This window comes from Streptomyces sp. WMMC940, from assembly GCF_027460265.1.
Classification (GTDB): domain Bacteria; phylum Actinomycetota; class Actinomycetes; order Streptomycetales; family Streptomycetaceae; genus Streptomyces.
The window spans coordinates 2,907,370-2,931,062 of sequence record NZ_JAPZBC010000001.1 but is presented as its reverse complement, the minus strand read 5'-3'; the positions used below and the strand labels follow the sequence as shown (position 1 = coordinate 2,931,062).

Here is a 23,693-nt window from a genome sequence, read left to right as displayed (position 1 = left end):
TAGTTGCCGAAGCTGCCTACCGGGGAAGGGTGCGTCGCCGTGGCGGTGCAGGAAGCGGGACAGAGCGTGCACGGCGGTGGCTGTACCTGCGGCGACTGCCCGCACGGCAGACGTGAGGGACACCGGAGGGCCGTCGCCAGGTTCCTGGCCAGGCGCGACGAACTCGCCGGGGGACGCGGGCTGCCCGCCCAGGTCGCCTCCTCCGCGGGCGGCACCCGGCAGTGGATCTCCGACGAGCTGACCGAGTCGGCCCGGGCCGTCGCCGAGCGCAGCCGCGCCGCCGGGGAGTCGTGGCTCACCCGCGTCTGGCGGCGCACCCTGCTGGTGCTGTGGGGCTGGGTCGTGCTGCTCCTCCTGGTCCAGACCGTGACCGCGATCGGCTCCGGCTGGACCGTGGCCCGCACCGCCTGCCTCGCCGCCGCCGTCTGTCTGGCCGGGCTGCTCACCGGCGCGGCCCGGCTCCACCGGGCGCACGGCGGACTCCTCGCCCCGCTCGTCGGCGAGGACAACCGGCTGTCGACCTCGCGGGCGGTGGCCGCCGTGTGGGTGCTGTTCGCCGCCTACACCGTGCTGTTCCTGGCGTTCCGGCTCGCCGCGTCCGCCCCCGCCGGACTCGGCCTCGCCCAGGGCGCCGGACTGCTCACGATCACGGCCGCCGTCTCCCTGATCGCCGTCGTCGTGCGCCGTGTCGTCGCCGTGCGCATCATCACCCAGCGGCTGCAGAAGGTGGAGGCGGACCGGCCCCGGCCCGTGGACCTGGTGTGCGACGACGCGGGCCGCGGCAGCTTCCCCGACGCGCAGTACGTCCTCGTCGGCGGGGTGGCCCTCCTCTGCGCGACGGTGCTGCTGGCACGCCGGCCCGACCGGCTGCCGGAGCTGCCGTGGGGCCTTACCGTGCTGGTCCTGGTCTCGGCGGCGGTCTACCTCGCAGGGAAGTACGCGGAGGGCGGCCGCCCGGTCGTCCTGTCCGTCGTCCGTGCCAGGGAGCCCGGCGGCCTCGACGGCCCCGTCCGCATCGGCGACGACATCGAGATCCGCGGCGCCGGGTTCGTGCCGCCGGGCGCCGGGAGCCCCGACCGGCTCGCGCTGATGACCGTCCGGATCGGCACGGTCCACGTCCATGTGCCGCTGGTGCCGGTCCCCGGCGGATTCACCAGCCCCAGTGATACGAGCATCACGGTCCCGGTGCCGGCCGAGGTCGAGCCCGGAAGGGTCGAGGTGCAGGTCGTGACCGCGGCGGGTGCCGAGTCGAACCGGATGGCCGTCGACGTCGTGGACTGACCGGGCTGAGCCGTACGGCCGTCGCCCCCGTATTCACGGGGGCGGGACGTGGGGACAATCGTCCCAGCCGGGTGAGACACGGAGGCGACGATGACGCATGTGTACCGGACGACGGCGACGTACGCGACCGACGACGTGAGCACCGACTGGAAGGAACGCGCGGCGCGCTACTCGCTGCTGCCGCTGCGGCTGTTCCTCGGAGTGACCTTCATCTACGCGGGACTGGACAAGCTCTTCGACAGCGCGTTCATCGCCGCGAGCGGCACCGGCTCCGTCGGCGAGCTGATGACCAACGTGCGGAACAGCTCCGCAGTACCCGCGCTCGTGGACATGGCCCTGAGGAGCCCCGAGGGCTTCGGCTACGCGATGGCCTTCGGCGAGCTGGCCGTCGGCGTCGGCACCCTGCTGGGGCTGCTCGCGCGGCTGGCCGCCCTCGGCGGAGCACTGATCTCGTTGAGCCTGTGGCTGACCGTCAGCTGGCAGACCGAGCCGTACTACTACGGGAACGATCTCCCGTACATGTTTTGCTGGGTGCCGCTGGTGCTGGCCGGGGCGCCCTACTGGTCACTGGATGCCGTGATCAGGGGTCGACGGCGGGGACGGGGCCAGGCGGGGGCTTGGCGGTAGGTCAGAGCTGCTCCTGGTCGGACAGGTGTCGGTACAGCGTCGCCCTGGACACTCCCAGAGCCTTGGCTATGGCGCTGACGCTCTCGCCCTTGGCCTTCCTTGCCTTGGCCACGGTGAGGAGATCATCAGTGATGACTGTGGGGCGTCCTCCGGTGCGCCCCTGTGCCTTGGCCGCTTCCAGTCCGGCCTTGGTCCTGTCCTTGATAAGGGAGCGCTCGAACTCCGCCATGGCGGCGATGATCTGGAAGAAGAGACGGCCGTCGGCGGAGGTCGTATCCACGGCGCTGAGAGCCCCCGTCAGCACCTTGAAGCCGATGCCACGGCCCCTCAGGCCGTCCACAATGCTCACAAGGTCGATGAGGGACCTGCCAAGCCTGCCGAGCTTCCAGACAACGAGAGTGTCTCCTCCCCTCAGGTAGTCGAGTACGGCTGCCAGTTCAGGGCGATCGGTGTTCTTGCCGGATGCCTTGTCTTCGAAGATCCGAGAGCATCCCGCTGCGGTGAGGGCATCCCTTTGAAGCTGTGCCTCCTGGTCGTCGGTCGAGATTCGGGCGTAGCCGATGAGGTGAGTGGGGGTGTCCGTCGCCATGCTCGACTGTCTCATAACTCGTCTCAAAATATCAACCCGTCTCGACTGGTTGTGAGACGAGTTTCGAACACACCCAGGGGGCTCGGTGGACCCCGCTGCCCACCGTCTCGTAAACCAAGGTTTCTGAGACGCCCTTTCTGTGCCTGCGACGAGCACCCGGGGGTAATGAGGGCAGGAATCCGTTGCAGGGACCGCAGGGGCAAGTTCCTTCGATGCTGTACGGGTTTCAGGACTTGCCGCGCTCCGTGCATCTTGTGCACTGACAGGGAGGCCAAGCGAGCGTGATGAGGGGGTGAAGGTCGTCCGTCGTGGACACGGTTCGCTCAGGACCCCAGGTCTTCCCTGAGTCGCGAGAGACGCGCAGGGTCATCAAGGGGTGGTCACCGAAAAGCCCAAGTGCCTTGTCAGCACTCATGAGTTGTGCGCCTTGATGTGGTGCTGGCGCAGCTCGACGTTCGCATCGGAGACGGCGCTGTAGTCGCCTCTCGACCGTGCATTTCGCCGCCGTACGCAGATGCCGAGACAGGTACTGCATCCTGATACCGCTCTTGGCTCTGGCGGCAGTTCGGTGAGTCCGTAGCCTTGAGGTTGCTGTGTGCTCGCCATCAGTCCTCCCCGGATTCGTGACCCATTCATGGTCCACCGGCCGGCGAGCAGCGCCGATCAGTATTCCCGTTCCTGACTAAAGATCACCGGTGGTGGTCTGCCCACTGCTCAAGCAACTCTCTTGCTGCGCCTCCGAATAGAGCGGAACGCTCGAACGAGGCAAAGACGGTGAGGTGCTCAGAGACGTCACGAGGATCACGAAAGACCATGCGGCCGGTGAAGTTCTCGACCGTGGTCAATCGGTCGTCATAGACCGTGAAGGTGTTCATCGGTCCTCGTGGTATCACCGTCCCCAACGGGATAACTCCTATACGGATATTGGGAAGGTGGGAGAGTGATGTGAGGCGGCCAATCTGAACGGCCAGGGCGGGGTGTGGGACGGTCGCCCACCTTACTGCCTGTTCCGTGAGGAGAAACGTGAAGGTTTTCGCCGTGTCATAGAGGACGGCCTGACGCTCCAGCTTCTTGGCAAGGGTCGTGGAAGGGTCGCCCGGTGTGTGGCTCAGGCTGGCGCGGATGTATTCCGGGGTCGCCAACAGCCCAGTGATCATCGCTGGCAGAAAATATCGCAGCTCCGTCGCTTCGGACTCCAGTGAGGCCAACTCCGCCTGACGCTTTTCCATCCCCCTGCGCCAGGAAGAGCGCTTGTCCTGCCACTCGGTGTTGGCGATTCGAGCAAGGGCGGTGATCTCCGTGATCAGCTCAGGGGGAGCGTCCAGGGCTCGCAGGATGCGTTCGACGTCAACCAGCTTCGGTGTCTTCTTGCCGGTCTCGAACTTGCTGATCTGGCTCTGAGACATGTTACAGCGCCTTGCGAGCCGATCACCTGTGAGACCGGCTCGCTTACGCAACTCACGGAGCTTTTCTGCCAGATCAGTCCTCGACTGCCCTAGCTGCTCAGGCTCGAACGTCACCCGTCACTCGGCTTCTTTCACGTACTCGAAGAATGGTATGGAATGAGCCAGGGCCGTGTGCTTCCATTCCAGATAGGGAGTGATGTCGCCAGTGAACAGTTCACGGTTGATCTGTGTCCCGTCCGTACGGAAGTTGAGGTGCACCACTTGAGTCTCGTCGAACATCCACCAGTCGGTTCCTGAGAGCGGTAGGCCGTAGTCGTCGTGTGTGACATCCAGCACGCGGATATCCTCCCCGGCCTGGATGTTGCCGGGAATGCCCCAAGCGAACTGGTATCGCTGATAGTCCGTCAACGGCTGCCGTACGATCCGTACTCGCCCTATTTTCCGGCCCGATGACACGTAGCCGTGAACGCGCTCATGCCAGCGGGAGTTGTGGACGGCGGGCTTGGGCTCCCCTCGAAGGAACCGAGCAACGTTCTCGGTCTCCTTGGGTATGGTGTAGGTGGGCTGAGCCTCAAACCGCCAGGCGTCGTGCTGGAAGGCGTCGAACGTCCTGCGCCACTCATCACCATCCAAGAGCACGTACAGCCTCCCTGAGTACTGCTTCGGGGATCTCCACCAGAGCTTCCCCCTCCGGCGGTTGGAAGGCCGTGGAGACGCCTCCCTGCACCACGATGGAGCCGCTTGCCGTGCGGTAGACGTTCGGGCAGTCGTCGTCATCGCAGTCGGGTCCGTCGAACTTGCCGGTGAGACGGATCAGTTCTTCACGCGCCATGGTGCCCCCTTGTCTGCGGCCCCTGGTGAGGCCCTTGCTGATCGACGCTACGTAGGCTGTTGTTCTTCGTCCATGCCGACTCGGGACTATTCCGGTTGCGGAATAAAAGATCTTGAGAGGTTCCCGAGGTCTCTGCCGTTCGTTGTGTGACCCCGCTCTCACTCTCGTGAGTCCCGTCCCGGACTTCAGCCAAGGACACGTACATATTTAATGTGGGGGGTTGTATATACCCCCCCACGATGGAGAGTCTCTAGATGTCGCTAGAGCGGGCATCCCCTTCGAGGAGGATGTCCGCAGGGTCAGTGAATAGTGAATGGCTCACTTCGGTTCCCCAGGTCCACCTCTGCACCGAAGTCAGTGGTGTTGGAGACTCCCTTGGTGAGTGGATGCAGCCGGATGGTGATCCCTGCCTTCAGCAGGTGACGCGTCCTCTCGGCTTCGTTGTCCTTGTTCCTCTCCCACATGTGACGGAAGGTCTCCCCGGTGTCCCGGTACTCGTACCTGTCCGGCTTGTCTCCTTCGGCCGCCAGGGAATCGTGTTCCTCGTAGAGAGCAGCAATCTCTTCTTCCGTCGACTTCTTGGCGAATCCCGATGAGTTCTTTCCGCCAGGGCGGATGGACCTCTGGAGTTCCGTTACATACTCTTCGATCTCCCGCAGCCTCTGAGAGTTGTTCGACCCCTTGACGTAGTGGCGCTCATGCATCGGGGAGTCTCCGATGGTTCCGAGGATCATCGTCTCGACAAGTTCCTCCACCTTCTCGGCCCGGAAGGCGTACCCCTTGCCACATGAATCCCGACTTGCCGACTTATTGCACCGGTACACCGGCTTGCCTTGCTGCCTCTCCGGGTTGAAGAGGTACAGGTTCTTGCCGCACCCGCCACAGAGCACAACTCCGCGATAGGCGGTCGTGTTCTTTGTGGTGCGACGGGCGGCGCCGGGGCGCCTGTTCATCTCGTCCTGGAGCTTCGCCCATTCATCGTCCGTGAGAATGGGGTCTGCCATCCGGATCTTTCCTTCAGAAGTGAGAATAGCTTGCGATACTCCGTATTTCTTTCCGGGGATCTTCACCTCTTCGCACTTCCAGCCGAGGATGGTTTCCGACCTCAGGATGTTCGTGATGGTACGGCTCCGCCATACAGGCATGGTTGTGCCGTTTTTCTTTCGACGCTCCGACATCCTCTCGCCCGCAGGGGAGGGAACCCCTCTGGCGTTGAAGTCGTCACAGATTGTCGAGTAAGGGTCCCCGTCTTCGACTACTCGCTTGTAAATTTCCCGAATGACTTCCCTTTGAGTCTCCCGGACCCGAAGCCTCATCGCGCCGTCGGTGTCACGGAAGGATTCGTAGCCGTAGGGTGGGTTTCCCTTAGCCCAGACGTTCTTCGACTTGGCGTAGCTCTGAAACGACTTGACTCGCATGGAGATGTTCTGCGCTTCGGTCTCGGCGATGGCCGCGAACAGGTCGATGATGACGTGCCGGAAAGGGCCGACCATGTCGAGAACGGGTTCCTTGACCGAAACCAATGCCTTGCCGCCATGTGCAGTCGCCCACTTGATCATGTCCTGCATGTCGACGACCTTGCGGACGAACCGGTCCATTTTCCAGAAGAGCAACAGGTCGAAGTCTGGGGCTCGGTTGTTCAGCCACTCTCCGAGTTCCGGTCTCTCGAAGGGGTGTGACTTGGTGGCGGAGATGTGAGCGTCTCTGGCTACGCCCACTACCTGCCACCCGAGGTGCTGCCTCTCGTTCACGTAGGCCGTGCAGTCCTGGAGTTGCCGCTCCAGTGAGGTGGACGCGTCGGTCTCGTTGCTGATCCTGAGGGCGATCAGTACCCGCACAGGCTTCATGGATCATGACCCTACAACAGCAATACGCAAGTGATCTGGCCTACCTGGTGGCCTGGCTGCCACTGGTGCTCGCCGGCGCCTCCGTGTTCTCGCTGGACGCGGCGATCGCCGAACGGCGCCGACGCAGCCGGTAGTGGACGAGGGCGACGACGGCGGCGAGGAAGAGGCCGCCGGACATCACCGGAAGGGCCGTGAACCACGGGGTCTGCCAGGCCCCGGTCGCGTCGCCGAGATAGGCCGCGGCGGTCGCCAGGGCCGCCGTGCCCGCGATCAGCCTCCCCGGACGGAACTCATGACGCAGCACGGGTGACCTCCACCTGTCCGAGCGCGACCGCCAGATCGAGGTCGAGCGTGCCCGCGGGCCCCGCACCGGCGGGCGGAGCGAGCGTACCCGTGCGGTCCCGGTCCGGGGCGACGTCCACGTCGTTCACGGGATCCCCGGGCAGCCGGACGTCACCGACGCCGGCGCGGGCCCGGATCCGCACCGTGGCGTCCGGCGGCAGCACGACCGTCAGCCGGCCCGCGCCGAGCTCCGCGGCGGTGCTCACCGTCCCCTCCGGCGGCACCGCCACCCGGCTCAGGTCGAGCGTGGCCGTGCCCGAGCCCAGCTGGTACCGCGGAGCCACGGCGGCGGCCGTCGTGGGCCGCCATTCCGTCCGCGTCCACCGGGTGCTGATCTGCTCGGGCAGGACGGACGCACCCACCAGGAGCCCGGCCGTGACCACGGTCAGCAGGACCGTGCCACCGCCGATCCGGCCGAGGAGGCTGCCGACCACCAGGCCGAACCCGAACACGGCGAGGGCGCAGGCGAGCCCGGTCTGCAGGCTGGTGCCCAGCGGCTGCGACTCCCAGGACAGACCCGTGCCGAGACCACCCGCCACCAGAGCGAGCAGGAAGACGATTCCGGCGATGCCGCGGGGCCCGCGCGGGCGCGGCGACGGAGTGGCGCGGCGCCGCTCGCGGGGGAGCGCGGCGGCGTCCGGCGCGGCGTCGGCCGGCCCCCACAGATAGCCGGTCGCCACCGGCCCCGTGGTGCCGTCCTTGACGATCGGGTCGCGCCACCAGGACGGGCCGTCGGGCGTCGGGGGAGCCTTGGCCTCCGGCGGGGCCTCCGCCACGGCGTGCGCCGTCGCCGCGTCCAGCGGCCCGCCGTGCGGGGCGGCGGTGGTGCGCCGCCGCGACCACACGGCGGCGCCCGCGACGGCGAGCGACAGCAGCGCGGAGAACGCGAGCGTCCCGTCGTTGCCCAGCATCGACAGGAACAGTCCGCAGCCGAGCAGCGCCAGCAGTACGGCGACCAGGGCGGCCCCGTCGACGCGGCCGGACAGGGCGCGCCGCGCCTCGTTCTCCTCCTCGCCCTCCAGCGGGATCAGCAGCCAGGCGAAGCCGTAGAAGATCAGACCGATGCCGCCGGTCACCGCCAGCACGCCCATGGCGATACGGAGGACCACCGGGTCGACGTCGCAGTACCGGCCGAGCCCCCCGCAGACCCCGCCGACGACCTTGTGCCGCGCGGTCCGCCGCAGCAGCGCGGGCGGGAACCGCGGCTCCGGCGGCGCGGCGGGCGGGGCGGTCGGCTGAGTCATGTCTCCATGGTGACGGGCCGCCACGGCGGACGGCAGCCGTCCCGACCCTGGCCCTTCCCTGATATTGCACCCCGAGGCCGGGGCCGGGACCACGGAGGTTCAGGGTCTCTCTCAGGGACGGCCCTGATGTCCCCACCGCCGGCGCCGTGTGACCATCGGGACATGCCCGCCGCCACCGCCCGTCCGCCCGAGACCGAAGAGCCCGCCGCCCGCAGGCTGTACCGCAGCGCGGAGGGCCGTTGGCTGGGCGGTGTGGCGCGCGGGCTGGCGGGGCACCTCGGACTGCCGGTGATCTGGGTCCGGCTCGTCTTCCTCGGGCTCTTCATGGCGGACGGCCTCGGCGCGCTGCTCTACGCGGTGTTCTGGATCGCCGTGCCGCTCGGTGTCGGGGGCAGATCGGCCGAGCCCAAGCCCGTCTTCGAGACGGCGCCCGACGGCAGACGGCGGCTGCGCAAGCCCGACAAGGGACAGCTGTTCGCGCTGGTCGCCCTGCTGATCGGCGCGGTCGTGTTCGTCGCCAACATCGACCTCGGCGGTCCGGCGAACCGTTACGTCTGGCCCGTGCTGCTGACGGGCGCCGGTGTCGTGCTGGTGTGGCGGCAGGCGGACAACGCCCGCCGGGCGCAGTGGACCGGCGACGACCGGCGCCGCAGACTGCTGCAACTGGCGCGCGGCCTGGCGGGCGTCGCGCTGGTCGGCATGGGACTCACCGTCTTCGTGGTCGTCCGGGGCTCCGCCGCCCAACTCGGCAACGTCCTGACCGCCGCCCTGGCCGTGATCGTCGGTGTGGCTCTGCTGGCCGGCCCGTGGCTGGTGCGGATGACCCAGGACCTCTCCGAGGAGCGCCTCATGCGCATCCGCGCCCAGGAGCGCGCCGAGGTCGCCGCCCACGTCCACGACTCCGTGCTGCACACCCTCACCCTGATCCAGCGGAACGCGGACGACGCGGGTGAGGTGCGCAGGCTCGCCCGCGCCCAGGAGCGCGAGCTGCGCAACTGGCTGTACCGGCCGGAGGGCACCGGCAAGGAGGAGGACGAGGAGCCCGCCATGCTCGCGGACGCGGTGAAGCGCTCCGCGGCGGAGGTCGAGGACAAGCACGGCGTCCCGCTGGAGGTCGTCGTCGTCGGTGACTGCCCGCTCGACGAGAAGCTGACGGCGCAGATGCAGGCCGCGCGCGAAGCGATGGTCAACGCCGCGAAGTACGGTGGCGAGGGAGGACCCGTACAGGTGTACGCGGAGGTGGAGGGCCGTACGGTGTTCGTCTCGGTGCGCGACCGGGGGCCGGGGTTCGACCCCGACGCCGTTCCGGAGGACCGCATGGGCGTACGAGAATCGATCGTCGGCCGTATGCAGCGCAACGGAGGCACGGCGCGCCTGCGGTCGGTGCCCGGCGGAGGCACCGAAGTGGAGCTGGAGATGGAGAGGGCGGACGGATGACCGAGCAGACCGACGCAGCCGAGGGGACGGAGCGCCGGGCACGGGTCGTGCTCGTCGACGACCACCGGATGTTCCGCGCGGGGGTGCAGGCCGAGATCGGCAGGACCGAGGAGACCGGCGTCGAGGTCGTCGGCGAGGCCGCCGACGTCGACCAGGCCGTCACCGTGATCACTGCCACCCGTCCCGAGGTGGTGCTCCTCGACGTGCATCTGCCCGGTGGCGGCGGCGTGGAGGTGCTGCGCCGCTGCGCGGGACTGGCGACGGCCGCCGAGCGCCCGGTCCGCTTCCTGGCACTGTCCGTGTCGGACGCCGCCGAGGACGTCATCGGGGTGATCCGCGGCGGCGCACGCGGCTATGTGACCAAGACGATCACCGGCGCCGATCTGGTCGACTCGATCTTCCGGGTCCAAGAGGGCGACGCGGTGTTCTCGCCGCGGCTGGCCGGATTCGTCCTCGACGCCTTCGCCTCCACGGACGCGCCCCCCGTGGACGAGGACCTGGACCGGCTCACCCAGCGCGAGCGCGAGGTGCTGCGGCTGATCGCCCGTGGCTACGCGTACAAGGAGATCGCCAAGCAGCTCTTCATCTCGGTGAAGACGGTGGAGTCGCATGTGTCGGCGGTGCTGAGGAAGCTGCAGCTGTCGAACCGGCACGAGCTGACGCGCTGGGCGACGGCACGCCGGCTGGTCTGAGCCCGCGAGCCCCGGCGGCGCACCACGAGTCCGGTGAGGACCCGGCGGCGCACGACGGGCAGTCGAGGACCACCGGACCGGGATCGTCGAGGCCCGCCGGACGAGACGACCGGTCGGCGAGGCGTACGGGCGGTGACGGGGCGCGGGCCCGCGTCCGGTCTCCGGCCCGCGCCGGTCCGCCCGCCCCGTGTCCACGAGTCCGGCATGGGGCGGATGTGTGACGAGAACGCCCCGTGTGCGCGGCAACCGGGACGGGGTCCGCTCCCTCTAACCGTCCGTGATGAGCTTGACCGGTACCTCCTTCTTCGTGACGGCGATCGTGCTGGCCGCGGTCGCGGTGCTGCTGCCGCTCGTCCTGTGGGGCAGGGTGCGCGGCCCGGCGCTGGTGCGGGGCGCCGTCCGGCTGGCGATGCTCGGCTTCGCGCAGGCGACCGCGCTGGTGGTCGTGTTCGTCGCCGTGAACAACAGCAACGGCCTCTACGGCAGTTGGGAGGACCTGCTCGGCACGGGCGACCACGTCGAGGCCGCGTCCGACCTCGGCGAGGACGGACTGGGCGGGGTGCGCTTCGCCGACCTCCCCAAGAGCAGGGTGACGTTCGGACGGGCGACCGATCCGCTCCTGGGCGAAGGCGTCCAGGTCACCGAATTCACGGGGCAGGTCTCGGGCGTCCGCGGCGAGGTCTACGTCTGGCTGCCCCCGCAGTACGACGAACCCGCCTACCGGAACACGAAGTTCCCGGTCGTCGAACTCCTCCCGGGGTACCCCGGGTCGGCGAAGGCGTGGTTCGCCACGCTCGAGGTGCAGGAGCAGCTGCGGCCGTTGATGGAGAGCGGCGGGATCGCCCCGTTCATCCTCGTCGCCCCGCGCACGACCCTGCTCGGCCGGGTCGACACGGGCTGCGCGAACATCCCGGGCCGGATCAACGCCGACAGCTGGCTGAGCGTCGACGTCCCGAGGATGGTGATGGACAACTTCCGTGCCATGCAACGTTCGGAGGGCTGGGCCGTGGCCGGCTACTCGGCGGGCGGGCACTGTGCGGCGAAGCTCGCCGTCGCCCATCCCGACCGCTACCGCGCCGGGGTGAGCCTGTCCGGCTACAACGACCCCGCAGCCGAGAAGGCCTCGCTCGCGGGCCGGGACGGGGAACTGCGCCGCGCCAACGACCCGCTCGCCATCCTGCGGTCCGCGGCGACGCCGCCGCGCACCGCCCTTTTCGTCTCCGGCGCACGCGGCGACGGCTTCGAGTCGGGCCTCGCACTGCGTTCCGCCGCCCTGCACCCGACGACGGTCGAGGTGGTCGAGATCGGCGGCGCGCACGACACGGGTGAGTGGCGGCGGCAGGTCCCCGACGTCTTCTTCTGGCTGACCCGCCAGGTCGGCTACGAGCGAGGAACGACGCCGTCGGCGGCCGGCCGCCGACGGCCGGTCGACGGCCGGCAGGGATCGGGCGGGGCGGGCCCCTTGCCATGAGCCCGCCGGGCGCCTCCCGTCCGGACGCAGGGCGAGACCCGCCCGGCACCCCATGGGGCACCACGATCAGGAGATCCGCGTCGCTCCCGCATAGGGCATCTGGTCGATGGGCGCGATCCGTACCGGCGCTCCCGGACGAGGGGCGTGGATCATCCGGCCCCCACCGATGTAGAGCCCCACGTGCGAGATGCCGGAGTAGAAGAACACCAGGTCCCCCGGCGCGAGCCGGGATCTCGGCACCCGCTGCCCCGCGTCGATCTGGGTGTACGTGGTGCGCGGCAGCGCGACCCCGGCGGAGCGCCAGGCGGCCTGGGTCAGCCCCGAGCAGTCGAAGGCGGACGGTCCCGTCGCGCCCCAGACGTAGGGCTTGCCGAGCGCCCCGTAGGCGTAGGCGACGGCCTGTGCGGCACGGGGGTTGGGGGCGGCGACAGCGGGTCCGGTGCGGACCGTGCCGCGGTCCGCACGGCCCGCGGCGGTGCCGTCCCGGCCGGCGTGGGCGGCGCGCTGCTCGGCGGTGAGCCGCGCCAGCAGGGCCTCGGCCGCGGCCAGCTTCTTCCGCACCACCGCGCGGTGGTGGGCCACGCGTGCCCGCTGCTCCTCGAGCTCGGCCAGCCGCTCACCGGCCTCGGCGCGCACCTGCTCGAGCTCCCTCGTCTGCCGTTGCAACGCCGCGAGGGCCGCGGCCTGGCGGTCACCGACCCGCTCGGTCAGCTCGGCACCCGCGAGGTACCGCGCCGGGTCGGAGTCGAGGACGAGCCGCAGGGCGGGATCGAGGCCGCCCGCCCGGTACTGCGCCGTCGCGAAGGAACCCAGCGCGTCGCGGGAGGCGTTCAGGCGCTCCATGCGTCGGGCGGCCTCGTCGCGGAGCTCCCCGGCCTCCCTCCGCGCCGTATCGGCCTTCTCCTTCGCCCCGTTGTACTTCTCGGTCTCGGCCTCCGCCTCCTGGTACAGCCGGTCGGCCGCGGCCCGGACCTCCTCCGCAGTGGGCACCGGCTCGGCGTGCGCGGCGCCCTCGAAGGCGGTGGCGGTGGCCGCACCGGCGAGCGCGAGAGTGGCGGAGAGGCGTGCGGCGGTGCCGGAATGCGTGCGCTGCCTGGGCTTGCGGTGCGCTGCCACGAGGGCCCGTCCTTCCGTAGGGGCCCGCCGTCACGGGGACCGGCGGCGGACCGCACAGGGGGAGCGGCCCGCCACCGGCTCTTCCGGCGGGGGCGGCCGGCGGCCGCCCGGGTACGGACGGTGGTGGAGCCGGCCACCTGGGTGAGGACGCTAGAGCTCTCGGTCACCACGAAGTGGCGCCATGAACGGAATTGGCATGAGAAGGACCGCCCGGGTTCGCTTTGGGACCGCCCGGCTAGGCTCCGGTGCCATGGACGTACTCATCAATGTCTTCGTCGCCCTTCACATCATCGGTATCGCGGCGCTGCTCGGCGGTTTCCTCACCCAGATGAAGGCGATGGGGGCGGGGGCGGCGCACTTCACTCCGGGGATGCTGCACGGCGCGCTGACCATGCTGGTGACGGGCGTGGCACTGGTGGGACTGAACCAGGCGGACGACCAGCCCGTGAACAACCTCAAGATCGGCATCAAGCTCGCCGTGCTCGTGGTGATCCTGGCGCTCGTCTACGTCAAGCGGGACGAGGAGACCGTGGACAAGGGGGTGTTCGGGGCGGTCGGGGGCCTGACCCTGGCGAACGTCTTCATCGCGACCCTGTGGACCTGAGCGGGCCCGGAGCCCTGCACGGCTCGCGCCGCGAACCCCCTCTTCCGAAGGGCGCCGCGGCGCGAGTGAGCGAGTGCGTGACTCCGCGACCCGGGGGTCGGCGGTCGCGGGTCTCCGGCCCACGTGAACGCTACGCGGGCCGGATGCTGCCGTGGATCGGCATGTAGTAGATCGACTCCTCGCGGACGTTCGCGCCCGGCTTGGGGGCGTGGATCATCTTTCCGTCGCCGATGTAGACACCGACGTGGCTGATGTCGTCGTAGAAGAAGACCAGGTCACCCGGGAGCAGATCGGCCGTCGCCACGCTCTGTCCGGCCTTCACCTGGTCCCAGGTGGTCCGGGGCAGGTCGACGCCCGCCGCGCGCCAGGCGGCCTGGGTGAGCCCGGAGCAGTCGTACGAGCTCGGGCCGGTCGCGCCCCAGACGTACGGCTTGCCGATTTGGGCGCGTGCGAAGGACAGCACCTTCTCGGCCTTGGCCGCGTACGTGCCGCCGGTCGTTCCGGAGGCCGTCCCCGTGGCCGAGCCGGTGTCCGTGCCGGTGCCGGTCTGTTCCCGCTCCTGCCGCTCACGCTCCCGGAGCTGCCGCTCGGCCTCGGCTTCCGCCTCGGCCCTCGCCTCGGCCTTCCGGCGGGCCTCCTCCTCCTTCTTGCGCTCGAGCTCGGCGAGCCGCGCCCGTTCCTCGGCGGTCAGCCGCGACAGCAGTTCCCGCGCCTCGGCGAGCTTCCTCTGGACGGCCTGCTTCCTGGCACGCAGCGACTCCTGCGAGTCCGTGAGCGTCTCCAGGCTCCTGGTGGCCTGCGCGCGCTGCTTCGCGGCCTCGGCCCGGTGGGTCTCGTAGTCGGCGATGGCGCCGCGCTGCTGTTCGGTCAGCCGGTCCATCAGTTGTGTCTGGTCGGCGTAGGACTGCGGGTTGTCGGCGAAGAGCAGTGCGGCGGTCGGGGTGACGGCGCCGGTGCGGTACTGGGCGGCCGCGTAACTGCCGAGGGCGCGCCGGGACTCGTTGAGCGCCTCCGTGCGCTCGGCGGCCTCGTCGAGCGCACGGTCCACCTTGCGGCGCTGCTGCTCGGCGGACTCCTTCGCCTTGTTGTACTCCTGGGTCGACGAACCCGCCTGGCGGTAGAGGTCGTCCACCTTCTTCTGGACTTCCTCGATGCTGGGCTTCGGGTCGGCTGTCGCATTCTGGGCCGAGAGGAGCGAGACCCCCGCTATGGCGGCCGTCGTGATCCCGACGGCAGGTGTGTTCGTACGTGTGCGGCTGCGCGGCTTGCGGTGCGACGCCAAGGCCGGCATCTCCTTCCGTGGAACGCCTACCGGGTTAGCTGTCGGGTTCGGACGGAACGGAAGGTTTGCCCTACGGGCCAGATGAAACCAGGCCCGATTCACCCCAGTTGTGCTTTTTGAGTGGGTCCCCGGTTCCGAACTCCTCGGTGAGGGGCACGGATTCGGCGCGGCTGCCCGGCCGACGTGGTTCGTCGAAGGGGGTACGGGCCGCCTGGGCGAGCACGCTAGCCAAAGTGTGGCGCTGCTGTGAAGGAGAGTGGTCGATATGCCCGATACATTTTCGTGACCTTGGCGCTGTGTGTCCATGTCATGACTGGAGGTGTCCGATCGTGATTCCCGCGAAGGCGGCGGCGGGCTGTCGGTGGGGCCGCCTAGACTCGGAGAGCGATGAGCAGCCTCTTTGACGACAGTTTCCTGGCGGACCTCCAGCGCACCCCGGCCCCGGAGGACCCCCCGCCACCGGAGGACGACGAGCACCCGCCCGCGGACGAGGTCCCGCACGACCTCTTCGAGGGCAGGTTCGACGTGCCTCCGTCCGGGGACGCCCACTACCGCAACGGCGCCCCGCGCCCCGTCATCGACCCGGCGGCCCTGCTCGACGGGCTGAACGAGCAGCAGCGCGCCGCCGTCGTCCACACGGGGTCGCCGCTGCTCATCGTCGCCGGCGCCGGCTCCGGCAAGACCCGGGTGCTGACCCACCGGATCGCCCATCTGCTGGCGACCCGTGACGTCCACCCCGGCCAGATACTGGCCATCACCTTCACCAACAAGGCCGCGGGGGAGATGAAGGAGCGCGTCGAGCAGCTCGTCGGCCCGCGCGCCGGAGCCATGTGGGTCTCCACCTTCCACAGCGCTTGCGTCCGCATACTGCGCCGGGAGAGCAAGAGGCTCGGCTTCACGTCGTCCTTCTCGATCTACGACGCCGCCGACTCCAAGCGGCTGATGGCACTGGTCTGCCGCGATCTGGACCTCGACCCGAAGCGGTACCCGCCGAAGTCGTTCAGCGCCAAGATCTCGAACCTGAAGAACGAGCTGATCGACGAGGAGACCTACGCCGACCGGGCAGGTGGGGGTACCACCCAGGCCGACGGCTCCGGGGGAGGTTTCGAGAAGACACTGGCCGAGGCGTACCGGATGTACCAGGCCCGCCTGCGCGAGGCCAACGCGCTGGACTTCGACGACATCATCATGACCACGGTCCATCTGCTCCAGGCGTTCCCGGACGTCGCCGAGCACTACCGGCGCCGGTTCCGTCATGTCCTGGTCGACGAGTACCAGGACACCAACCACGCCCAGTACACGCTCGTGCGCGAGCTGGTCGGCACGGGCTACGACGACCTCGGCCCCGCCGAGCTGTGCGTGGTGGGCGACGCCGACCAGTCGATCTACGCGTTCCGCGGCGCCACGATCCGCAACATCCTCCAGTTCGAGGAGGACTACCCGGACGCGACCACGATCCTGCTCGAGCAGAACTACCGGTCGTCCCAGACGATCCTCTCCGCGGCCAACGCCGTGATCGAGCGCAACGAGAGCCGCCGTCCCAAGAACCTGTGGACGAACGCGGGCGCCGGAGCGCAGATCACCGGCTACGTCGCGGACACCGAGCACGACGAGGCCCAGTTCGTCGCCGACGAGATCGACCGGCTGACGGACGCGGGCGAGGCCAGGGCCGGCGACGTGGCGGTCTTCTACCGGACCAACGCCCAGTCCCGTGTCTTCGAGGAGATCTTCATCCGCGTCGGCCTGCCGTACAAGGTCGTCGGCGGTGTGCGCTTCTACGAGCGCAAGGAGGTCCGGGACGTCCTGGCGTATCTCCGGGTCCTCGCCAACCCCGAGGACAATGTGCCGCTGCGGCGGATCCTGAACGTCCCGAAGCGAGGCATCGGCGAGCGCGCCGAGGCGATGGTCGACGCGCTCGCCCTGCGGGAGAGGATCACGTTCCCGCAGGCGCTGCGCCGCGTCGACGAGGCGTACGGCATGGCCGCCCGCTCAGCCAACGCCGTGAAGCGCTTCAACACGCTCATGGAGGAGCTGCGCACGATCGTCGACTCGGGTGCCGGCCCCGCGGTCGTGCTGGAGGCCGTGCTGGAGCGGACCGGCTATCTCGCCGAGCTGCAGGCGTCCACCGATCCCCAGGACGAGACCCGTATCGAGAACCTCCAGGAACTCGCGGCGGTGGCCCTGGAGTTCGAGCAGGAGCGCGGCGCCGAGGAGGGAACGGGCACGCTCGCCGAGTTCCTGGAGCAGGTCGCGCTCGTCGCCGACTCCGACCAGATCCCCGACGAGGACGAGGAGGGCAGCGGCGTCATCACGCTGATGACCCTGCACACGGCGAAGGGCCTGGAGTTTCCCGTCGTGTTCCTCACCGGCATGGAGGACGGCGTCTTCCCGCACATGCGGGCGCTCGGCCAGACCAAGGAGCTGGAGGAGGAGCGCCGTCTGGCGTACGTGGGGATCACCCGTGCCCGCGAGCGCCTCTACCTGACGCGTTCCTCGATGCGCAGCGCCTGGGGCCAGCCCGCCTACAACCCGCCCTCGCGCTTCCTCGAGGAGATCCCGGACGCGCACCTGCAGTGGAAGCGGACGGGCCCGATGGCGGCGCCCGCGGGGCCGACGTCCGGCATCGCCTCGGCGCTCTCGTCGTCCCGGTCCCGCTCCGGCCCCTCGGGCTTCGCCACGCGGCGGACGACGGACAAGCCCGTGATCGCCCTGGCAGTCGGGGACCGCGTCACCCACGACCAGTTCGGACTGGGGACGGTGATGGCGGTGACGGGCTCGGGCGCGGACGCCCAGGCGACGATCGACTTCGGCGACGCCAAGCCGAAGCGGCTGCTGCTGCGGTACGCGCCGGTGGAGAAGCTCTGACGGGCTGAGAAACCGTCGGCATCCGGAGAGTGATCCGCAGCGAACACGGGGCTGTCGCAGGGGGTCGCGGGGCTCTGCGGCGGTCGCCCGCGGGTTCCCTGAGCGGGGCCGGTGCGCCGACCCACCGCGGCGTGCGCAGACGCGATGGGCGGCGCCGGCTCGACCCGACGGGTGGCGGCGGCGCCGGGTCGCGGCGTGAACCGGCCGGCTCGACCGGGCCTCGGGGGTACGGCCGTGGGTGACGGCTTCGGGCGGGGCCGGCGGTGTGCCGGTCCGGGCGAAGACTCAGGAGCGGTCGCGGAAGCCGCACGCCCGGCCGGGTGGTCGGGGCCGGGCCGCACACGTACCGGCGGAGCCGGCCGGATCAGGTCGGGCTGAGACCGTGGCTGCGCAGCCACGCCAGCGGGTCGATCGCGGACCCTCCGCCGGGGCGCACCTCGAAGTGCAGATGCGGGCCGGTCGAGTTGCCCGAGTTGCCCGAATAGGCGATGACTTCGCCGGCCTTGACCTTCCCGGAGCGGATCTTGGTGCTGCTGAGATGGCAGTACCAGGTCTCCGTGCCGTCGGCGGCGGTGACGATGGCCATGTTGCCGTACGCGCTGTTCCACTGCGTCCGCACGGTGCCGTCGGTCGCGGCCATCACCGGCGTCCCGTACGAGACGGGGAAGTCGATTCCGGTGTGCATGGACATCCAGTTGACACCGGCCTGGCCGTAGTAGGCGCTGAGGCCGTGCTGGGCGACCGGGAGGGCGAACTTGGGGCGGAGCCGCTCGCGGAGGGCGGCTTCCTCCTCGCGCTTCTTGCGCTCCGCCTCCTGCCGCGCCTTGAGGTCGATGCGTTCCTGGGTCCGGCTGGCGCGGTCGCCGAAGTCCCGGGCGTCGGCGCTGAGTGCGGCGAGCTGGGTGTCGAGCGCGTTGTTCGCGGCGACCGGCTTCACGGACGACGGATCGGCTGCCGTGACCGCGGTGTTGTCGTCCTTCTGCTGCTCGCCGTCGGTGAGTCCGCCGACCGAGGCCGCCGCGACACCGGCGACCCCCATCACACAGGCGGAAGGCACGGCCACGGTGAGGAGCGCGGAGCGCTTGGCGGGAGTGCGGCGGCGACCGCGGGCGCCGCCGGCCCTGCGCACGGGACGGGCCGAGGCGGCGGAGGAGAGGGGGACCGCGGGTGCCGCGACGGTGGCGGCGCCGGCGATCATCTCGGCTTCGTGGTCGTGGTCGTGGCCGGAATCCGGTCCTCCGTCGTACGCGTCCGCTGCCGCCGGTCGCTCCGGCTCGTACTCGGTGTGCTCCGAGCGATCGGAGTGCTCCGTTGCGGAGTCGAACGCGGCCTCGCCGCCGAAGCCGGGCTCGCTGTCGTGCGCGGCTTCGGTCTCGTAGCCGGACGCCGTGCCGGGCCGTGTCTCGTGTGAGGTGCCGAACTCGGCCGTGGCGGGGAACTGTTCGGGGACGAAGGCTTCCGCGGGATCGTGCTGCTCCCCGTACGCCGGGTACTCGGAGTGTCCGGATCCGGACGGCTGTCCGATGTGGTCGCCGTACTGCGGGTGGACGGGGGTGGCCTCGGCTCCGGCCGAGTTCCACGCGGTGGCGTCGTAGGCGCCGGTCTCGTACGTCGACGCGCCGTAGCCGGCCGTGGGCCACTGGCCGCTCGTGTCGTAGGGCTGCGCCGCGTTCTCGAACCGTGCCGCCGTGAACTGCCCCGCCTCGTTCCAGGCGTTGGCGTCCCACTGGCCGGTGGTGTCGTACTGCGCGCCCCCGTCGTACTGCGCGCCCCCGTCGTACTGCGCGCCCCCGTCGTACTGTGCGGCGTCGAAATGCGTTGCGTCGTACTGCTGCCCGTACGCATGCTGGGGGTTGCCGTAGGCCTCGTGGCCCGTGGGGGAAGTGGAGGACCACTGCGTCGCGTCGTACTGGCCGCTGTCGTACTGGCCGCTGTGGGCGAGGTGACCGTCCTCGTAGCTGCCCGGCATGGCGCCGAAGAGCGGGTCGGTGTCGAAGCTGCCGGTGGCGTACGCGTCGTACCCGGCGTGGGGGTGCTGGTCGTTCACCAACTTCTCTCTCGCCTCGGCAGCAGGACCAAGTTCTGGGGGCCGCCCCGCAGGGGGTCCCAGAGGCAACGCAGTGGCGCGACTGTACCCGGCGGTATGCGACGCCGACAATCTTCGGCAGGTTTTGGGGAAGCGGGAAACGGGCATTCGGCCGTGTTTCGGCGGACTGCGGGCAGAGCTTTGGCCTTACGTTCGATCCTTGTTCGACTTCAGGCCACGGAAACGGCGCCGGGCGACTCGGCTTCCGCACCGGGCGCCTCGAGCGCCTCGCGGATGCCCGCCGCGACAGCCGGATGCACCGGGAGTGCGAGATGGCCGATGCCGCTCACGCGGACGTTCCGCACGATCAGATCCGGATGCTCCAGTCGTGCGGTCTCCAGCGGCACCATGATCTGGTCCAGATCGCTCCAGAAGCTGACGAACCTGGTCCGGCAGCCCGGAGCGGGCAGCCGCAGTTCCTCGATCACGGCGGAGTCCGGGCGCATCTGGCGCACGATGGGGTGCGCGCTGGCGAGCGGGGCGACACGCGTGCCCGCATGGGGCGTGCCCAGTGTGACGAGGGTGCGGACCCGGCGGTCGCCGCCGAGTCGCTGGACGTAGTACCGCGCGATGAGACCGCCGAGGCTGTGGCCGACGATGTCGACCCGCTGCCGGCCGGTGCGTGCGCAGATCTCCTCGACATGGCGGCCCAGCAGCTCGGCGGCGGTCCGGATGTCGCACGTCAGCGGTGAGTAGTTGAGCGACTCCACGTGGCGCCCGCCCTGGCGTACCAGGGCCCGCCGCAGCAGGACGAAAACGGACCGGTTGTCCACGAAGCCGTGGAGCAGCACGGCCGGCGGATACGGGGCTGACTGCGCCGGGAACGGGAGCGCGGGGGAGTCCGGGGAGTCCGGACGGCCGTCGGGTGTCCCCGTGCCCGGGGAGTCCGTGTCCGGGGAGTCCGGGAGCGGGGTTGTGCCGAGGTGCGGGGTCGTGTCGAGATGCGGTGGCCCGCCGAGGTGCGGTGATCCCGTAGCCGGTGCGGGGGAGCGGCGTTCCGGGAACAGGCCGGAGGGATAAACGATCATGTGCGCGGTGAGGATGGCCAGCTCCAGGGCCGTGGCACGCAGCAGGGCGACCGACATCCTCATCCGCAAGAGCGGCAGGAACCCCATGGCCCGACCTCCAGACTGGCGCACGGGGTCGCGGCTCCGTCCCCCGTGTGCCCTCATGGGGCTGCCCACGGCGCCTACCGCCGCGCCGCGCGGTTGGCGACACGGTGGTCACGGCGACCGAACAGCGGCTCCCTCGCGGCGTCCCGGCCGGGGCCCGAGGCCCTCCGGCGGGTACGGCGCGTAGCGAATATGTCCCATGTGTGATTTCCCCCTCGCCGTCCACCGCGAAACGGCGGCTTGCGGGATGCTGTAGATCTGTGGATAACGTTCGTTCACCTCCCGGGCCCGCTGGCACGGGGCGCGGCACGGGATCCGTGCCACGACGGCACACAGCGCGTCGATCGGCGCGGCTGGGTGCCAATGAGGGCACAGTGCCCATGGCGGCACAGTCGGTATGTGGAGGCAGTGATGGGTGTGACCGGTCCGATCCGCGTGGTGGTGGCCAAGCCGGGTCTCGACGGCCACGATCGCGGCGCGAAGGTGATCGCACGAGCCCTGCGGGACGCCGGTATGGAGGTCATCTACACCGGGCTGCACCAGACCCCCGAGCAGATCGTCGACACCGCGATCCAGGAGGACGCCGACGCGATCGGCCTCTCCATCCTCTCCGGCGCGCACAACACGCTCTTCGTGAAGGTGCTCGAACTGCTCAAGGAGCGGGACGCGGAGGACATCAAGGTCTTCGGCGGCGGGATCATTCCCGAGGCGGACATCCCTCCGCTGAAGGAGAAGGGCGTCGCGGAGATCTTCACCCCGGGAGCGACGACGGCGTCGATCGTCGACTGGGTCAACGCGAACGTCCGCCAGGCGGCGTAGGCGCGCACGGCGGGACTGCGGCACCGCGGGGGCGGCCCTTCCCCGCGCTTCGGCGGCGGCCGTTGCGTCGCGCCTGGGGCGGCGACGGGCCGTGCCCTTGTCCTTCGGTGCCGACGGCCGCGCCGGAGCGCTTCGGCGCGGGGCCGGGTTTCTCGACCGGTACGGAGGCGTCCCCCGAACGGAAGCGCGGCGTGCGGCCGCCGCGCGTGGAACGAAGCGCCCCGGAACCGCCCGTGGGACGCGGCACTCGAGGCGCAGGCCGGGGGTCCGGCAGGAGCGGCGGGACCGGCGGAGCCGCAGACCGGCAACGAGGCGGCACGGGCGGATCCGCCGGGCCTGGCCGCGGAGGGGCGCGTGGCGCCGACCCCGGCAGTACGACGCCCGGTCGCCGTGCGCGGAGCGCCCCCGCGCCCCCCGCGATCCGCGCGGCTACGCCGAGAGCTCGGTGTGCATCTGCGCGCGGAGCCTGAGCGTCGAGACCAGTCGCCGGAAGGCTTCGGACCAGTAGCTGCCCGCCCCCGGTGACGCCCCTTCGGGCTCGTCCGGGACGGCCGTGAGGAGTTCCAGCCGGCCCGCCTCGACGGGATCGAGGCAGCGCTCGGCGAGACCCATGACACCGCTGAAGCTCCACGGGTAGCTCCCCGCGTCCCGTGCGATGTCGAGCGCGTCGACGACGGCGCGGCCGAGCGGCTCCGCCCACGGCACCGCGCAGACGCCGAGCAGCTGGAACGCCTCGGGCAGTCCGTGCGCGGAGATGAACCCGGCGACCCACCCGGCTCGTTCCTCCGGCCGGAGCGTTGCGAGGAGCTTGGCCCGCTCCCCGAGCGAGGACGTCCCGGGGCCGGTCGCGGGCGGCTGGGAGGGCGCCCCCAGCAGTGCCCGGGCCCACGGCGCGTCGTGCTGCCGCACAGCTGCCCGGCACCAGGCGGCGTGCAGTTCGTCGCCCCAGCCGTCGGCTACCGGCAGTGCGACGATCTCCTCCGGCGTTCGCCCGCCGAGCCGCGCCGGCCAGGTGGCGAGCGGGGTGGCCTCCACGAGTTGACCGAGCCACCAGGACCGTTCGCCGCGTCCGGAGGGGGCGGTCGGGACGACTCCGTCGTGCTCCATCCCGGCGTCGCACTCGTGTGGGGCCTCGACGGCGATCGTCGCGACGGCCGCCGTGCGGTCCAGACCGACGCAGCACGCCGCGCGCGCCGCCATCCGCCCGGCGAGCGCGGAACCCGGCAGTGCCGACAGCAGCTCGGCCGCCGTCGCCCGGACGTTGCGGCTGCGGTCGGACAGGGCCTGGTCCAGGAAGGGCTCGTCCGCGTGGGACAGTTCGGTGCGCAGCGAATCCAGGAACAGCAGCCGGTCCTCGGCGCGCTCGGTCGCCCAGGTCTCCGCCAGCAGTGCCACCGCGGCCGCCGGGTCGTGGGCGCGCAGCGACCCGAGCAGCGAGACCCGTTCCGCGAACAGGCCCTCCTCCCACAGTCGGCGGACGGCCCGGCCGTCCCCGGGCGCCGGCAGGGCCGTGCCGGCCGCCGTGCCACGGAGGGCGAACCTCCACTCGGGGTTGAGGCGGGCGAGCCAGATCCCGCGCGGCCCGGCGAAGCGCAGCGCCAGGGTCCGCAGATCGGTGCGGGCGCGGGCGGCGTCCAGCAGCGCGGGCAGCGCGGACGCCGGGGCGCGGTAGCCGCGCTCGTTGGCGGCGGCGAGCCACTGCGGCAGGAGCTCCGTCAGATCCGGCGAGGCTCCCCGCCGCCCTCCGGAGCCCGCGGGCGCGACTCGGTCCGCGAGCAGTGCGGCCAGCCGCCGGTGGGCCGGCTCGGGCAGCTCCCGCCGGTCGTCCGGCGGCGCGGGCTCCGGCCGGGGCCGGGCTGTCGCGGGCCGCAGCCCGGCCCGCCGTCGCACCGTGTGCAGTGCGGCGGCGTCGAGCAGTGCGACGGGCGCCGCGCGGCCGGGCGCCAGGACGTCGGCCGGCGGGGTGCGCCGGTCGGTGCCGAGCAGCGCGGAGGTGACGAGCTCGTCCCAGGCGCTCGTGAGGATGCTGGACATCGGGGCC

General features: G+C 70.5%; 20 protein-coding genes and 1 riboswitch. Of the genes, 8 read left to right on the top strand and 12 right to left on the bottom strand.

Annotation, left to right across the window (positions count from 1 at the left end; all coding sequences use genetic code 11):
• Positions 1 to 39 precede the first annotated feature (39 nt).
• Together O7595_RS12780 and O7595_RS12775 are read left to right on the top strand one after the other, a co-directional pair.
• Entirely contained in the window at positions 40 to 1,281 is a 1,242-nt protein-coding gene (locus O7595_RS12780; protein ID WP_443071612.1) for a hypothetical protein, read from the top strand.
• Positions 1,282 to 1,371: 90 nt separating this feature from the next.
• Positions 1,372 to 1,908 carry a DoxX family membrane protein gene (locus O7595_RS12775; RefSeq protein WP_269728842.1) on the top strand — a complete coding sequence of 179 codons (537 nt, stop codon included), beginning with the start codon at positions 1,372 to 1,374 and terminating at the stop codon, positions 1,906 to 1,908.
• A gap of 1 nt (position 1,909) precedes the next feature.
• Here the strand turns inward: O7595_RS12775 and O7595_RS12770 are convergent, their stop codons facing one another.
• The 7 genes from O7595_RS12770 to O7595_RS12740 form a co-directional block, all read right to left on the bottom strand.
• On the bottom strand, positions 1,910 to 2,497 hold the full coding sequence (locus O7595_RS12770; protein WP_269728841.1) for a recombinase family protein: 588 nt from the start codon (positions 2,495 to 2,497) through the stop codon (positions 1,910 to 1,912).
• Positions 2,498 to 3,186: 689 nt separating this feature from the next.
• Positions 3,187 to 4,017, bottom strand: a complete 831-nt coding sequence (locus O7595_RS12765) for a helix-turn-helix domain-containing protein (RefSeq protein WP_269728840.1) — start codon at positions 4,015 to 4,017, stop codon at positions 3,187 to 3,189.
• 3 nt (positions 4,018 to 4,020) lie between these two features.
• Complete coding sequence (locus tag O7595_RS12760; protein WP_269728839.1) at positions 4,021 to 4,542, bottom strand: DUF6879 family protein; 522 nt, start codon at positions 4,540 to 4,542, stop codon at positions 4,021 to 4,023.
• Positions 4,526 to 4,735, bottom strand: a complete 210-nt coding sequence (locus O7595_RS12755) for a hypothetical protein (protein ID WP_269728838.1) — start codon at positions 4,733 to 4,735, stop codon at positions 4,526 to 4,528. The genes O7595_RS12760 and O7595_RS12755 overlap by 17 nt, the downstream gene beginning before the upstream one ends.
• Before the next feature lie 299 nt (positions 4,736 to 5,034).
• Entirely contained in the window at positions 5,035 to 6,582 is a 1,548-nt protein-coding gene (locus tag O7595_RS12750; protein WP_269728837.1) for a recombinase family protein, read from the bottom strand.
• Positions 6,583 to 6,622: 40 nt separating this feature from the next.
• Positions 6,623 to 6,886 (bottom strand): hypothetical protein, encoded by a 264-nt coding sequence (locus tag O7595_RS12745; protein WP_269728836.1) that lies wholly within the window; start codon positions 6,884 to 6,886, stop codon positions 6,623 to 6,625.
• Positions 6,873 to 8,168, bottom strand: a complete 1,296-nt coding sequence (locus tag O7595_RS12740; protein WP_269728835.1) for a PspC domain-containing protein — start codon at positions 8,166 to 8,168, stop codon at positions 6,873 to 6,875. The genes O7595_RS12745 and O7595_RS12740 overlap by 14 nt, the downstream gene beginning before the upstream one ends.
• A 162-nt stretch (positions 8,169 to 8,330) precedes the next feature.
• Here O7595_RS12740 and O7595_RS12735 point away from each other — a divergent pair, with 162 nt between their 5' ends.
• The 3 genes from O7595_RS12735 to O7595_RS12725 all read left to right on the top strand — a co-directional run bounded on the left by O7595_RS12735 (position 8,331) and on the right by O7595_RS12725 (position 11,768).
• Complete coding sequence (locus O7595_RS12735; RefSeq protein WP_269728834.1) at positions 8,331 to 9,605, top strand: ATP-binding protein; 1,275 nt, start codon at positions 8,331 to 8,333, stop codon at positions 9,603 to 9,605.
• Positions 9,602 to 10,297, top strand: a complete 696-nt coding sequence (locus O7595_RS12730; RefSeq protein WP_269728833.1) for a LuxR C-terminal-related transcriptional regulator — start codon at positions 9,602 to 9,604, stop codon at positions 10,295 to 10,297. The genes O7595_RS12735 and O7595_RS12730 overlap by 4 nt, the downstream gene beginning before the upstream one ends.
• Before the next feature lie 280 nt (positions 10,298 to 10,577).
• Positions 10,578 to 11,768 carry an alpha/beta hydrolase gene (locus tag O7595_RS12725; RefSeq protein WP_269728832.1) on the top strand — a complete coding sequence of 397 codons (1,191 nt, stop codon included), beginning with the start codon at positions 10,578 to 10,580 and terminating at the stop codon, positions 11,766 to 11,768.
• Between the two features lie 66 nt (positions 11,769 to 11,834).
• On the opposite strand, the gene O7595_RS12720 is transcribed toward O7595_RS12725, so the two are convergent.
• On the bottom strand, positions 11,835 to 12,884 hold the full coding sequence (locus tag O7595_RS12720; protein ID WP_269728831.1) for a C40 family peptidase: 1,050 nt from the start codon (positions 12,882 to 12,884) through the stop codon (positions 11,835 to 11,837).
• 250 nt (positions 12,885 to 13,134) lie between these two features.
• On the opposite strand from O7595_RS12720, the gene O7595_RS12715 reads away from it, so the two are divergent.
• Positions 13,135 to 13,488 (top strand): hypothetical protein, encoded by a 354-nt coding sequence (locus O7595_RS12715; protein ID WP_269728830.1) that lies wholly within the window; start codon positions 13,135 to 13,137, stop codon positions 13,486 to 13,488.
• Between the two features lie 130 nt (positions 13,489 to 13,618).
• Here the strand turns inward: O7595_RS12715 and O7595_RS12710 are convergent, their stop codons facing one another.
• Positions 13,619 to 14,779, bottom strand: coding sequence for a C40 family peptidase (locus tag O7595_RS12710; protein WP_269728829.1), 1,161 nt, complete (start codon positions 14,777 to 14,779; stop codon positions 13,619 to 13,621).
• A riboswitch (cyclic di-AMP (ydaO/yuaA leader) is annotated at positions 14,778 to 14,947 on the bottom strand. Its footprint overlaps the gene before it by 2 nt.
• A 210-nt stretch (positions 14,948 to 15,157) precedes the next feature.
• On the opposite strand from O7595_RS12710, the gene pcrA reads away from it, so the two are divergent.
• Entirely contained in the window at positions 15,158 to 17,635 is a 2,478-nt protein-coding gene (gene pcrA, locus O7595_RS12705; protein WP_269728828.1) for a DNA helicase PcrA, read from the top strand.
• Positions 17,636 to 17,999: 364 nt separating this feature from the next.
• On the opposite strand, the gene O7595_RS12700 is transcribed toward pcrA, so the two are convergent.
• Both O7595_RS12700 and O7595_RS12695 read right to left on the bottom strand, forming a co-directional pair.
• A complete protein-coding gene (locus O7595_RS12700; protein ID WP_269728827.1) occupies positions 18,000 to 19,682 on the bottom strand; it encodes a M23 family metallopeptidase in 1,683 nt (560 codons plus the stop codon).
• 209 nt (positions 19,683 to 19,891) lie between these two features.
• Positions 19,892 to 20,836, bottom strand: a complete 945-nt coding sequence (locus tag O7595_RS12695; protein WP_269728826.1) for an esterase/lipase family protein — start codon at positions 20,834 to 20,836, stop codon at positions 19,892 to 19,894.
• A gap of 408 nt (positions 20,837 to 21,244) precedes the next feature.
• Here O7595_RS12695 and O7595_RS12690 point away from each other — a divergent pair, with 408 nt between their 5' ends.
• A complete protein-coding gene (locus O7595_RS12690) occupies positions 21,245 to 21,652 on the top strand; it encodes a cobalamin B12-binding domain-containing protein (RefSeq protein WP_269732476.1) in 408 nt (135 codons plus the stop codon).
• A gap of 429 nt (positions 21,653 to 22,081) precedes the next feature.
• On the opposite strand, the gene O7595_RS12685 is transcribed toward O7595_RS12690, so the two are convergent.
• Positions 22,082 to 23,686 (bottom strand): DUF5691 domain-containing protein, encoded by a 1,605-nt coding sequence (locus tag O7595_RS12685; RefSeq protein WP_269728825.1) that lies wholly within the window; start codon positions 23,684 to 23,686, stop codon positions 22,082 to 22,084.
• Positions 23,687 to 23,693: the final 7 nt, after the last annotated feature.